Genomic DNA, 12763 nt, shown 5'->3' with positions numbered 1-12763 from the left:
GAAAAAAAATAAGAAATGAAAGGGGGACGTCCGTGAAGAGTTTGCTCTATCCCGCCGTTGCGCTGATGAATCGCCTGAGCTTCGGCATGAAGTTCAGCCTGATCAGCGTGCTGTTTTTCTTCCCCATGCTGGTGACCAATTTCTATCTGGTTCGGGATTCGTATCGCGAATTCCAGGGCACTCAGGTCGAATTGCAAAGCCTCGATCTGCTGGGCAGTGGGCTTACGCTGCGGCGGGATCTGGAAACCCTGAACAACCTGGTACAGATCAACGCGACCCTTGGCCAGTCTGGCAAGGCTGGAGATACCGAATCGAAAATCAGCACCCTTGAGCAGAGCGTGCTGGCACGCCTGCAAAGCCTGACCGCGATGACCATCGATCCTGAGCAGGTCAGCGTTTTTGATGGCAAGCGCGATGAAATGATTGCAGCGTTCAAGGCTCAACAAGCGGAGACGTCTCTGCAAGGCAAAAGTGCGCTGATCGGCAAACTGCTCGGCAATGCGCAGATTTTCAGTCAGATCATCGCCAGCCAGGCCGGCCTGAGTCGTGATAACCAGAGTGATTTGCGCCAATTGAGCGAGCTGATCACCAACGTTACCCCGCGTGTGACGCAAACCCTCGGCGAAGGCCGGGCGATGGGGGCCTACTCGCTGGGGCAGGGGTTTCTCAACTCCGCTTCGGGCACCCGGTTCGATGAACTGCTGGCTCAGATCGAGAAGCTTCAGGCTGAATACGCCTTGAGGTTGCAGGATGCACTGGCTGCCGGCAAAGCGGCGCGTGAGGTGCTGGAACCCTCGGCCAATGTCAGCAAAGCCACACTCAAGCAAGCCAGCGAGCTGTTTGAAGAGCAAGTGGTGGTGGCCGATACCCTCGATAAACCCTGGCAGGGTTTTTACGATCAGGTCACCGGGCTGATGGACAAGACCTATCAACTGAATGACGCGACGCTTAAGTTTCTCGGCGTTCAATTGCAGCAACGCCTGGAACAGAACCGCACGCACATGCTGCTGCAGGCGGTGGCGCTGTCGGTGGTGTTCGTGCTGATTTTTTATCTCTATGGCGGCTTCTATGCCTCCACCCGCACCACCCTCAAGCGTCTCGGCGGAGTCATGGACAAGGTGGCGGCCGGTGACATGACCATCACGTTTACCGCCCACAGCCGCGATGAGTTGGGTGAGTTGGGCAACGTCTTCAATGGCACCGTGGCCAAGATTCATGACCTGATCGAGTTGGTCGGCAAGACCGTCAACGAGGTGGAGCGTCAGGCGAGTCAGGTGGAAACGGTATCGGCCCGGAGCAATCAGGCGGTGGCCGGTCAGCGTACGCAGATCGAGCAAGTCGCCACGGCGATGAACCAGATGTCGGCCACCGCTCAGGAAGTTGCGCGCAGTGCGGCAGCTGCCGTCAGCAGTGCCCACAGCGTCAACGATGAAACCATTAGCGGTCGCGGGTTGGTCGAGTCGCAACAAGGCAGCATTGCGCAACTGGCCAGCGAAATCGACTCGTCAGTGCTGGTGATCAATCAACTGGCCAGCGACAGCCAGTCCATCAGCCGTGTGCTGGAAGTGATCAAGAGCATCGCCGAGCAGACCAACCTGTTGGCGCTCAACGCGGCCATCGAGGCCGCCCGTGCGGGTGAGCAGGGACGTGGCTTTGCGGTGGTGGCCGATGAGGTCCGCACCCTGGCCAAACGTACCCAGCAATCGACCGAAGAAATCGAGCAAATGATTGCCAGGCTGCACGGTGGCGTTGGCGCCGCCGTGAAGGCCATGGGCGTCAGTCACCAGATGGCCAGCGGCACGGTCGGCCAGTCGGAAAAGGTCCAGCAAGCCCTGGAAAACATCCTGGGCGCGGTGGGCATGATCGTCGATCAGAACCAGCAAATTGCTGCGGCAGTCGAGCAGCAAACCGCGGTGGCCCACGATATCGACCAGAACATTGTCGAGATCAACCGGGCCGGCGAGCGCACCGCCGAAGGTGCGCACCAGACCGAGCATGCCAGTCGTGCACTGTCGGCCCAAGTGGTGCAGTTGAAGCACTTGATCAGCGCATTCAGGGTTTGATGCCTCACCACGAATAAATGTGGGGGCAGCCGGGCGGCGTTCCCACAGGTGTTTTGTGCTGTCAGTTATTACCAGTTGAACAGCTCGCAGGCGTTGGCGGTGCTGGCGACGGCCAGTTGCTCGGGGCTGATGGCCATGATCTGCGCCAGTGCCGTGCAAATTGCCGGCAGGTGAGCAGGGCTGTTGCGTTGTCCGGGGTACATGGCGGGCGCCATGTCCGGTGAATCGGTTTCCAGCACGACCGATTCCAGCGGCAAACCGGCGATCACTTTGTGCATGCGCAAGGCTTGTGGCCAGGTTGCCGCGCCGCCCAATCCCAGTTTGAAACCGAGCTTGAGGTATTCGCGGGCCTCTTCCTGGCTGCCGGCAAAGGCGTGGATGATGCCGGCGCGTTTGAGCCTGAAGCGTTTCAAGGTCGCAATCACCGCCGCATGGCTGCGCCGCACATGCAGCAGCGCCGGCAACTGGAAGTCTGCCGCCAGTTGCAGCTGTGCTTCAAACAGTGCTTGCTGACGTTCGCGGTCCAGGTCCTCAAGAAAGTAATCCAGGCCAATTTCGCCCACGGCGCACAGTTGCCGATGGCCGGCCAGACGCGTCAGCCAGTCCGCCAGCGCAGTCAGGTCAGCGGGACGATGTTCATCGAGGTAGGCCGGATGCAGGCCAAACGCGGCATGCAGGTCTGGATCGCTTTGCACCAGATCCCAGACCCGCTGCCAATTGCGCTGATAAACCCCCAGCACCACCATTCGCTTCACACCCAGGGCGCGGCTTTGAGCCAACAGAGCTTGCCGGTCCGGGTCGAAATCCGGAAAGTCCAGATGAGTGTGGCTGTCGATCAGCTCCACGTTTCAGTCCTGGCGAATACGCTGTTTGAAGGTCCGCGCGATGGCTTGCACACCGGGTTGATAATGGGCTTCTTCAATCGCGGCGAGGGCCAGTTGCAGGACTTTGTCGGCGATCAGTTGATGCTGTTGGGCCATGGCGTTGACCGGCAGCGGCAGGAAGTCCAGCAACTGCGTGTCGCCAAACGTGCCGAGGCGCAGCGGGCGGGTTTTCAACGGGAAGTCATGCAAGGCATCGAACACGCCTTGAAGCAGCACGTAGGACGTCGTCACCAGCGCATCCGGCAAGTGGCCGAGGCGTTGCAGCAACTCGTCCATCAACTGGCGACCGCAGTCGCGGCTGAACGCCTCGCCGTGTTCGATCAGGACGTCACCCTTGAAGTCGACCAGAGCCTGCCTGAAGCCGGCGGCACGCTCCTGGCTGATGCTCAGTTCGGGCCGCGCACCGATCAGCGCAATCTGTTTGGGCTCAGGCGTCAACAGACTGCGGGTGAGGTTCAGGCTGGCTTCGCGATCATCGCTGATCACAGAGCAGAAATACTCAGGCTCCATGACCCGGTCAATGGCAATGATCGGTAAACCCTTGGCCTGCAACTGGCGATAGCTGTCATCGCCGGCCGGCAGGCAGCTGGCGACGATCAGCGCATCGCAACGCCGTGCGCGAAACAGCTTGAGCAACTGGCGTTCGCTGTCCGGCGCATCGTCGGAGCTGGCAATCAGCAATTGATAGCCACGTGCCCGGGCACCCTGTTCAAGGAGCTTGGCGATCCGCGCGTAACTGGGGTTTTCCAGGTCCGGCAGAATGAAGCCCAGGGTTCGGGTGTGCCGACTGCGCAATCCGGCCGCTTGAGGATTAGGCGTAAAGCCATGTTGCTCGACCACCGCGCGCACGCGCTCGACGGTGGCGTTGCTGATGCGCTGCTGTTCGGCCTTGCCATTGATGACATAGCTGGCGGTGGTGACAGACACACCGGCCAACTGGGCGATATCACTGAGTTTCAACCCGGGATTTCCTTGTTTTTTCGGGCTTGCCCCGACATTTTGTCCAATCCTACCCGATTACGGCACGCGACCCATGTCGCAACTCATCCGACAAGTTGGACTTCAAGGATGGGAGATTATCGAGTAACGTGCCAACTGATCTAGATTAAACGTTTCAGCAGGCGTATTTTCTTCGCTATTGGCTCTTTTTGCCGGTTCTGCCGCGAAACCGACAAAGGATGCTCTGAAAAAGAGTGCTCTGAATAAAGCCTAAACTGATTCAATCAAAACAATACCTGGTGCGACCCCGCGCCAAAAAGGAGAAAGCATGCTCGAGCTCACCATAGAGCAGATATCCATGGGCCAGTCGGCTGTGGATAAAGCCGCCGCATTGCGTTTGTTGGCCGACCAACTGGTCACCGATGGCCTGGTGGCCGAGGGTTACCTCAGCGGCTTGCAGGCGCGTGAAGCCCAGGGTTCGACCTTTCTCGGTCAAGGTATTGCGATCCCCCACGGAACCCCCGATACCCGCGATCTGGTGCACACCACTGGCGTGCGTTTGCTGCAGTTCCCCGAAGGGGTGGATTGGGGCGACGGCCACATCGTCTATCTGGCGATCGGTATCGCGGCCAAATCCGACGAGCATTTGCGCCTGCTGCAATTGCTGACCCGCGCCCTCGGTGAAACCGATCTGGGCCAGGCCTTGCGCCGCGCCAGTAGCAGCGACGCCTTGTTGAAACTGCTGCAAGGCGCACCGCAAGAGCTGGCGCTGGATGCACAAATGATCGGCCTGGGCGTCTCCGCCGACGATTTCGAAGAGCTGGTCTGGCGTGGTGCGCGGTTGTTGCGTCAGGCCGACTGCGTGAGCAATGGTTTTTCCGCGGTATTGCAGCAGGTAGAAGCGCTGCCGCTGGGTGATGGCCTGTGGTGGTTGCACAGCGAGCAAACGGTCAAACGCCCGGGCCTGGCCTTCGTCACCCCGGACAAACCGATTCGTTACCTTGGCCAGCCACTGAGCGGGCTGTTCTGTCTGGCCAGCCTTGGCGAGGCGCATCAGGCCTTGCTCGAACGTCTTTGCGCCTTGCTGATTGAAGGCCGTGGTCACGAACTCGGTCGCGCCACCAGCCGTCGTGCGGTGCTGGAAGTGCTGGGCGGCGAATTGCCGGCTGATTGGCCGAGTGCCCGCATTACCCTGGCGAATGCCCACGGCTTGCACGCGCGGCCGGCGAAGATCCTTGCGCAATTGGCGAAAAGTTTTGAAGGCGAGATCCGTATCCGTATCGTCGACGGTCAGGACAGCGCCGTGTCGGTGAAGAGCTTGAGCAAACTGCTCAGCCTCGGCGCCCGTCGCGGCCAGGTGTTGGAGTTGATTGCCGAGCCGAGCATCGCCGCCGATGCGTTACCGGCGCTGCTGGCGGCTATCGAAGAAGGCCTGGGCGAAGACATCGAACCGTTGCCGACGGTGAGTGCACAGAGCGAGGTCATCGACGAAATCATTGACGTCGTGGTTGCTCCCGCCTCCGGCAGCGTGATTCAGGCCATCGCTGCTGCGCCGGGGATTGCCATCGGTCCTGCGCATATTCAGGTGCTGCAAGCGATCGATTACCCGTTGCGGGGCGAGTCTACGGCGATCGAACGTGAGCGTCTGAAAACTTCACTGGCCGATGTTCGCCGCGATATCGAAGGGTTGATCCAGCGCAGCAAGGCCAAGGCCATTCGCGAGATTTTCATCACCCACCAGGAAATGCTCGACGACCCGGAACTGACCGACGACGTCGACACTCGCCTCAAGCAAGGCGAAAGCGCTGAAGCGGCGTGGATGGCGGTGATCGACGCGGCGGCCAGACAACAGGAATCCTTGCAGGATGCCTTGCTCGCCGAGCGTGCAGCGGACTTGCGCGATATCGGTCGGCGGGTGCTGGCGCAACTGTGTGGTATCGAGACCCCGAGCGAACCGGATCAGCCGTATATTCTGGTGATGGATGAAGTGGGTCCATCGGACGTTGCACGCCTGGACCCGACGCGGGTGGCCGGCATTCTTACCGCGCGTGGCGGTGCCACCGCCCACAGCGCGATCGTCGCTCGGGCCTTGGGCATTCCGGCGCTGGTCGGCGCTGGTGTGGCGGTGTTGCGGCTGGCGCCGGGCACGCCGTTGCTGCTCGACGGCCAGCGTGGTCGGCTGCATGTCGACGCCGATGCGGCGACGTTGCAGCGTGCTGCCGAAGAACGTGACAACCGCGAACAACGCCTGCAAGCGGCAGCAGCCCAGCGTCACCAGCCGGCGCTGACCACCGACGGCCATGCAGTCGAAGTGTTCGCCAACATCGGCGAAAGCGCAGGTGTGGTCAGCGCGGTGGAGCAGGGCGCTGAAGGGGTTGGCCTGCTGCGCACCGAACTGATTTTCATGGCCCATCCGCAAGCGCCGGACGAAGCCACTCAAGAGACCGAATACCGTCGGGTGCTCGACGGCCTGGCCGGGCGGCCGCTGGTGGTGCGGACCCTGGACGTTGGCGGTGACAAGCCGTTGCCGTATTGGCCGATTGCCAAGGAGGAAAACCCGTTCCTCGGCGTTCGTGGCATTCGCCTGACCTTGCAACGCCCGCACATTATGGAAGCCCAGTTGCGCGCCTTGCTGCGCGCCGCCGACAACCGCCCGTTGCGGATCATGTTCCCGATGGTCGGCAGCGTGGATGAATGGCGTCAGGCGCGGGACATGACCGAGCGCCTGCGTCTGGAGATCCCGGTGGCCGACCTGCAACTGGGGATCATGATCGAAGTGCCGTCGGCGGCTTTACTGGCGCAGGTGTTGGCCAGGGAAGTCGACTTCTTCAGCGTCGGCACCAATGACCTGACCCAATACACCCTGGCCATCGACCGCGGTCATCCGACCCTGTCGGCCCAGGCCGATGGCTTGCACCCGGCGGTGTTGCAACTGATCGACATCACGGTGCGTGCCGCCCATGCCCATGGCAAGTGGGTCGGCGTGTGTGGCGAACTGGCGGCCGACCCGCTGGCGGTACCGGTGTTGGTTGGCCTGGGTGTGGATGAGTTGAGCGTTTCGGCGCGCAGTATCGGCGAGGTCAAGGCACGGGTTCGTGAGCTGAGTCTTGCGCAGGTAAAACATCTGGCCCAACAGGCACTGGCCGTGGGCAGCGCAAATGAAGTGCGCGCATTAGTGGAGGCTCTGTAATGGCCAAAATCCTAACCCTGACCCTCAACCCGGCGCTGGACCTCACCGTTCAGTTGCCGCATCTGGAACCTGGTCAGGTCAATCGCAGCGACACCATGCACACCCACGCCGCCGGCAAGGGCATCAACGTGGCGCAGGTGCTTGCAGACCTCGGGCATCAGCTGACGGTCAGCGGTTTTCTCGGTGAGGACAATCTTCAGGCGTTCGAAGCCCTGTTCGCCAAACGCGGTTTTGTCGACGCCTTCATCCGCGTTCCTGGCGAGACTCGCAGCAACATCAAACTGGCGGAAGCGGATGGACGCATCACTGACATCAACGGTCCGGGGCCGGTGGTCAGTACCGCCGCGCAGCAGGCGTTGCTCGATCGTCTGGATCAGATCACCTTGGGTCATGACGCCGTAGTGGTCGCCGGCAGTTTGCCGCGTGGCGTCAGCGCGCAGTGGTTGCACGGGTTGTTGCTGCGCCTCAAGTCACGGGGTTTGAAAGTCGCCCTCGACACCAGCGGCGAAGCCTTGCGCGCAGGACTGACGGCGGGCCCGTGGCTGATCAAGCCGAACACCGAAGAACTGTCCGAGGCGCTGGATTGCGAGGTGGTTTCGGTGGCTGCACAAGCCGAAGCGGCGAGTCGTTTGCACGCACATGGCATCGAACACGTGGTGATTTCCCACGGTGCCGAGGGCGTCAACTGGTTCAGTGTCGGCTCGGCGATGCACGCCACCCCACCCAGGGTCAGTGTAGTCAGTACGGTGGGTGCAGGCGATTCGTTGCTGGCGGGCATGCTCCACGGTTTGCTCAGTGCCGATACGCCTGAGCAGACGTTGCGCACCGCGACGGCGATTGCCGCGATGGCCGTCACGCAGATCGGTTTCGGTATCGGCGACGCCGCGCAACTGGCGCAGCTCGAACAGGGTGTGCGCGTGCGCCCCCTGACAGAACAATAAGAGGGTTGGTCATGAAGTTAGCCATTGTTACTGCCTGCCCGAATGGCATGGTTACCAGTGTGCTGTGCGCGCGTTTGCTCGATGCCGCCGCGCAGCGTCAGGGCTGGATGACCTGCGTTGAAGTGCATGACGCCGCACACCCGGAGCGCCAGTTGTCCGCAGCGACGCTCGATGATGCCGAGTGGGTGTTGCTGGTCAGCACCGGGACTGTGGATATGTCGCGGTTTGTCGGCAAGCGGGTGTTCCAGAGCACGCCGTCCCAAGCCCTGCAAGACGTCGATGCGGTGCTGCGCCGTGGTGCTGAAGAAGCCCAGATCTACGTCGCCCCGCAAGCCGTCGTCGAACCCGCGGCCGTCAGCAAAACCGCGCCGCGTCTGGTCGCAGTCACTGCGTGTCCGACCGGTGTCGCCCATACCTTTATGGCGGCCGAAGCCTTGCAGCAGGCGGCCAAGCGTCTGGGTTATGACTTGCAGGTGGAAACCCAGGGCTCGGTCGGCGCGCGCAATCCGTTGAGCGCGCAAGCCATCGCGGATGCCGATGTGGTGCTGTTGGCGGCAGACATCGAAGTCGCCACCGAGCGTTTCGCCGGCAAGAAAATTTACCGCTGCGGCACGGGTATCGCCCTGAAGCAGGCCGAAGCCACACTCAACAAAGCCTTGGCCGAAGGCACGCAGGAAACCGCGTCGACCGGCGCCAAAGGCCTGGCCAAGCAGGAGAAAACCGGGGTCTACAAACACCTGCTGACGGGCGTCTCGTTCATGCTGCCGATGGTCGTGGCCGGGGGCTTGATGATTGCGCTGTCGTTTGTCTTCGGCATCACTGCGTTCAAGGAACCGGGCACGCTGGCGGCGGCATTGATGCAGATCGGTGGTGATACCGCGTTCAAGTTGATGGTGCCGTTGCTGGCGGGTTACATCGCCTACTCGATTGCCGACCGTCCGGGCCTGGCGCCAGGGATGATCGGTGGGCTGTTGGCGAGCACCCTGGGCGCCGGGTTTATCGGCGGGATCATTGCCGGCTTCATCGCCGGTTACGCGGCGCAGGCGATCAACCGTTATGCACGCCTGCCGCAAAGTCTGGAAGCGCTGAAGCCGATTCTGATCATCCCGTTGCTGGCGAGTTTGTTCACCGGGCTGGTGATGATCTATGTGGTCGGTAAACCGGTCGCCGGACTGCTGGAAAGCCTGACGCATTTCCTCGACAGCATGGGCACCACCAACGCGATTCTGCTGGGGGTATTGCTCGGCGGCATGATGTGCGTCGACCTCGGCGGACCGATCAACAAGGCCGCTTATGCGTTCTCGGTGGGGCTGTTGGCGTCGCAAAGTTATGCGCCGATGGCCGCGACCATGGCCGCTGGCATGGTGCCGCCGATTGGCCTGGGCATCGCCACGTTCATTGCCCGTCGCAAGTTCGCCCAGACCGAGCGCGAAGCCGGTAAAGCCGCCTTGGTGCTGGGGCTGTGCTTTATCTCCGAAGGGGCTATTCCATTCGCCGCCAAAGACCCGCTGCGGGTGATTCCGGCGAGCATCGCCGGTGGTGCCCTGGCCGGTGCGCTGTCGATGTATTTCGGCTGCAAACTGATGGCGCCGCACGGTGGCTTGTTCGTGATGCTGATCCCGAACGCGATCAACCATGCGCTGCTGTACTTGCTGGCGATTGTTGCCGGGAGCCTGTTGACGGCGGTGGTCTATGCGCTGGTCAAGCGTCCGGAAGTTGTCGAGTTGGCATTGGAACCGGCCAGCGCCTGACAGCTAACCCTGTGGGAGCGAGCTTGCTCGCTCCCACAAAGGGACCAGTGGCACTGGTGGACTTTTGTGTCATGCCTGATTCACACAGCCATGCTTAAGTTTTCCTTTTCGGGAGAACACCATGAGCGAATTCGACTCGGGACGCCGTCGAGTGATGCAAGCTGTGGACGTGGCTTGCTGTTCATTGGCCTGAAAAACCGAGTCGTTTATGGATTCGGCACAGTGCTTTCAGGTCGCAGCACATCCTCAGAACACCACGGTCAGTCCTCTCGCCCCTTGGGGCGGTCCGACGTTTCGGGAGGGTTAGGGTGAGGGGGACTTCAGTAGACGTCGCGTCGGTAGCGGCCCTGCTCGATCAACCGCTCGACTTCATCAACACCGAGTAACTCGTTGAGCACCTGATCCACCCCTGAGGCCATCCCTTGCAGGCTGCCGCAGATGTAGATCGATGCACCGCCTGCCAGCCATTGTTTCAGCTCGACGGCGCGTTGGCGCAGGCGATCCTGAACGTAGATCTTCTCGGCCTGATCCCGTGAAAACGCCAGGTCCATTCGCTCCAGATCACCCTCGATCAACCATCCCTCAAGCTCATCGCGACAGAGGAAGTCGTGCTCGCGATTACGCTCGCCGAACAGCAGCCAGTTGCGTGTCTGACCTTCGGCAATCCGCGCTTTGAGCAGGCTGCGCAGGCCTGCCAGTCCGGTGCCGTTGCCCAGCAAAATCATCGGGATGGGCGTTGCCGGTAGATGAAAACCGCTGTTGCGCCGTACCCGCAAGCTGATGGCAGAACCCAATGGCGCGTATTCGGTCAGCCAGCCAGAGCCGACGCCCAAACGCCCATCTGCATGGCATTCCTGACGCACCAGCAGTTCGAGCACGCCGTCAGCAGCAATCGAGGCGATCGAGTATTCGCGCATGGTCAATGGCACCAGCGCATCGACCAGCGCCTGAGCGTGCAGGCCGACCAGGTGCACGCGATTCTCCGGCAACTGGCGACTGGCCAAGGCGTGTTCAAGGGTTTGCTGCACGCCATTGAGTTGCACCCGACTGTTGCCGGCGATGCCCAGTCCATCAAGGAACTGTTCAATCGCGCCCCGGCAGTTGCGCGGCAGTACTTCAACCAGATCGCCGGCCAGCCAACTGCTGGTGTCGGGCGGCGTCAGGCCCAGCAGGTAAACGTCGGCGCCGCTGCTGTCGGGGTTGAGCAGTTCACGCTTGCTCAAGGTCCAGTTGTTGTAGCTCGGGGCTTTCCAGGTATCGACCGGTGGCTGTCCGGTCAGTCGACCGAGTTGTTGCTGCCAATGACGCAGGGCATAAGGGTCGCCGCTGTCGACTTCCACGGGGGCAAACAACGTGGTGCCACCGTGTTCCGAAAGCCAGCTATGCAAGCGTTTGGCGAAGCCGCAGAAGTGTTGATACTGCCGATCACCAAGGCCAAGCACGGCGTAGTTCAGGCTCGAAAGGCTCAGTGCTTGGCCCAGCACTTTGCGCTCGAAACCCCGGGCGCTGTCTGGTGCTTGGCCGTCGCCAAAGGTGCTGACCACGAACAGTGCGTTGCTCGACTCACGCAGATTCTGCTCGCTGACAGCCGCCAGCGATTGCACTTTTACCGGCAACCCGGCGGCCTGCAATTGGCTGGCGGTCTGCCACGCCAACTGTTCGGCAAAACCGCTCTGGCTGGCAAAGCCGATCAGCCATGCCGGTGCATCGCTGGCGGTTTGCTCCAGATCTTTACGGGCGTTTTTGATCTGGCGTTTCTTGCGCCGACGGTCCAGGTACAACAACCAGCCGGTGATGAAGAACAGCGGCATGGTCAACGAAGCCAGGGTCAGCACAATTCGCCCGACGAGACCGAAGTAACTGCCGACGTGCAGCGCATAGAGGCTGGTCAACAGTTGCGCCTTGAAGCTCTTGTCGCCGTAGCGATCATGACGGCTGATAACTCCGGTGGCCGGGTCGAGAGTGATCTGGTTCAGCGCCCGGTCATGGGGTGAGTTTTTCAACAGATAAAACACGGTCGCCGATTGTCCGGCCACTGGTGGCATGCGCACGTTATAGGCGCTCAGGCCCGGTCCGGCGGCGCTGTAGATGCTGCTCCAGATCGCGTTGTAATCGGCGGTCGGCAGGGGGCCGGCCGATGGCGGGGCACCACGATCTGGTCTGGTGCGCTCGTTTTGCGGCGCGTCGGACAGCAGTTTGCTCAGGCCCTTGTTGTACCACTCATAGGACCAGGACAGCCCGGTCAGCGCGGCCAACAAATAAACCAGCAAGCACCAGGTGCCTGCGACCGAGTGCAGGTCCCAGTTGAAGCTGCGACCTTTTTTCGCCCAGTCGAGGGTCAGCCAGGCTCGCCAGCTTGCGACCTGACGCGGCCAGCGCAAGTAGAGCCCGGACAGGCAGAAGAAAATCAGAATGAGGGTGCAGGCACCGGTAATTTGCCGGCCGGTGTCGCCCATCGCCAGGAAACGGTGCAGTTGCAGCATCAGGCCAAAAAAGTCCTGGCCGACGGCATCGCCCATGTAGTCGCCGGTGTACGGGTCGACGTAGCGCATCTGGCCGCGGCGCTCGCCCGGCGGTGGGGTGAAGAACACGCGCGCAGCAAAGCCGCTCTCGGTTTCGACCCAAAGCATCGCAACTTTCTTGCCCTCGGCAGCCTCGACCTTGGCCACCAGATCGGCCGGCGGCAGTACGCCAGCCACCTGCTTCTCGACCAGCAGGACTTGTGGGTTGAGTGCCCGCAGGATCTCATCCTGAAACGACACCGCCGCACCGGTAATGCCCATCAAGGCCAGTGCCAGCCCCGCACTGATGCCGAAGAGCCAGTGCAGCTGGAACAGGGGTTTCTTCAACACATCGCCCGCCTTGTTCGTCTAAAAACTGTTTGTTCAATAAGAAACGTCACGGCGCGCATTATGCCGAGAGTTGTCGAGAAACATTCCTTTTTACACGTAAAAGCCCCACTCATCGGGATGAGCGGGGCTTGGCGACTGCGTTC

The 12763-nt window shown here is 61.4% G+C and carries 7 protein-coding genes and 1 pseudogene; 5 read left to right on the top strand and 3 right to left on the bottom strand.

Annotated features, from left to right (window positions below; genetic code table 11):
• Nucleotides 1-65: 65 nt before the first annotated feature.
• Both HK44_RS30675 and HK44_RS30670 read left to right on the top strand, forming a co-directional pair.
• Nucleotides 66-1205 (top strand): annotated as a pseudogene (locus HK44_RS30675) (HAMP domain-containing protein); the annotation flags it as partial.
• A gap of 144 nt (nt 1206-1349) precedes the next feature.
• Nucleotides 1350-2063 (top strand): methyl-accepting chemotaxis protein, encoded by a 714-nt coding sequence (locus HK44_RS30670; RefSeq protein WP_431357346.1) that lies wholly within the window; start codon nt 1350-1352, stop codon nt 2061-2063.
• 68 nt (nt 2064-2131) lie between these two features.
• Here HK44_RS30670 and HK44_RS21810 read toward each other — a convergent pair whose 3' ends face one another.
• Both HK44_RS21810 and cra read right to left on the bottom strand, forming a co-directional pair.
• A complete protein-coding gene (locus HK44_RS21810) occupies nt 2132-2908 on the bottom strand; it encodes a TatD family hydrolase (RefSeq protein ID WP_019691839.1) in 777 nt (258 codons plus the stop codon).
• Nucleotides 2909-2911: 3 nt separating this feature from the next.
• Nucleotides 2912-3907, bottom strand: coding sequence for a catabolite repressor/activator (gene cra / locus HK44_RS21805; protein WP_019691840.1), 996 nt, complete (start codon nt 3905-3907; stop codon nt 2912-2914).
• Between the two features lie 307 nt (nt 3908-4214).
• Here cra and ptsP point away from each other — a divergent pair, with 307 nt between their 5' ends.
• From ptsP to HK44_RS21790, 3 genes are read left to right on the top strand one after another with little or no spacing between them, the layout of a single operon-like run.
• The gene (ptsP, locus tag HK44_RS21800; RefSeq protein WP_019691841.1) at nt 4215-7076 is read left to right on the top strand and encodes a phosphoenolpyruvate--protein phosphotransferase; all 2862 of its coding nucleotides are present in this window, start codon (nt 4215-4217) and stop codon (nt 7074-7076) included.
• Complete coding sequence (gene pfkB, locus HK44_RS21795) at nt 7076-8017, top strand: 1-phosphofructokinase (protein WP_019691842.1); 942 nt, start codon at nt 7076-7078, stop codon at nt 8015-8017. The genes ptsP and pfkB overlap by 1 nt, the downstream gene beginning before the upstream one ends.
• An 11-nt stretch (nt 8018-8028) precedes the next feature.
• On the top strand, nt 8029-9768 hold the full coding sequence (locus HK44_RS21790; RefSeq protein ID WP_019691843.1) for a PTS fructose-like transporter subunit IIB: 1740 nt from the start codon (nt 8029-8031) through the stop codon (nt 9766-9768).
• A gap of 320 nt (nt 9769-10088) precedes the next feature.
• On the opposite strand, the gene HK44_RS21785 is transcribed toward HK44_RS21790, so the two are convergent.
• The gene (locus HK44_RS21785) at nt 10089-12620 is read right to left on the bottom strand and encodes a PepSY domain-containing protein (protein WP_019691844.1); all 2532 of its coding nucleotides are present in this window, start codon (nt 12618-12620) and stop codon (nt 10089-10091) included.
• Nucleotides 12621-12763 lie beyond the last annotated feature (143 nt).

Origin of the sequence: Pseudomonas fluorescens HK44, from assembly GCF_000217955.3 — a bacterium.
Lineage (GTDB): Bacteria > Pseudomonadota > Gammaproteobacteria > Pseudomonadales > Pseudomonadaceae > Aquipseudomonas > Aquipseudomonas fluorescens_AQ.
The sequence above is the reverse complement of the archived record's forward strand: the minus strand, read 5'-3'. Positions and strand labels throughout refer to the sequence as shown.

Excerpts from the sequence above, each read along its gene's own strand:
- HK44_RS30670 (WP_431357346.1), top strand. The coding sequence starts at position 1,350 with ATGAACCAGATGTCGGCCACCGCTCAGGAAGTTGCGCGCAGTGCGGCA.
- ptsP (WP_019691841.1), top strand. The coding sequence starts at position 4,215 with ATGCTCGAGCTCACCATAGAGCAGATATCCATGGGCCAGTCGGCTGTG.
- pfkB (WP_019691842.1), top strand. The coding sequence starts at position 7,076 with ATGGCCAAAATCCTAACCCTGACCCTCAACCCGGCGCTGGACCTCACC.
- HK44_RS21790 (WP_019691843.1), top strand. The coding sequence starts at position 8,029 with ATGAAGTTAGCCATTGTTACTGCCTGCCCGAATGGCATGGTTACCAGT.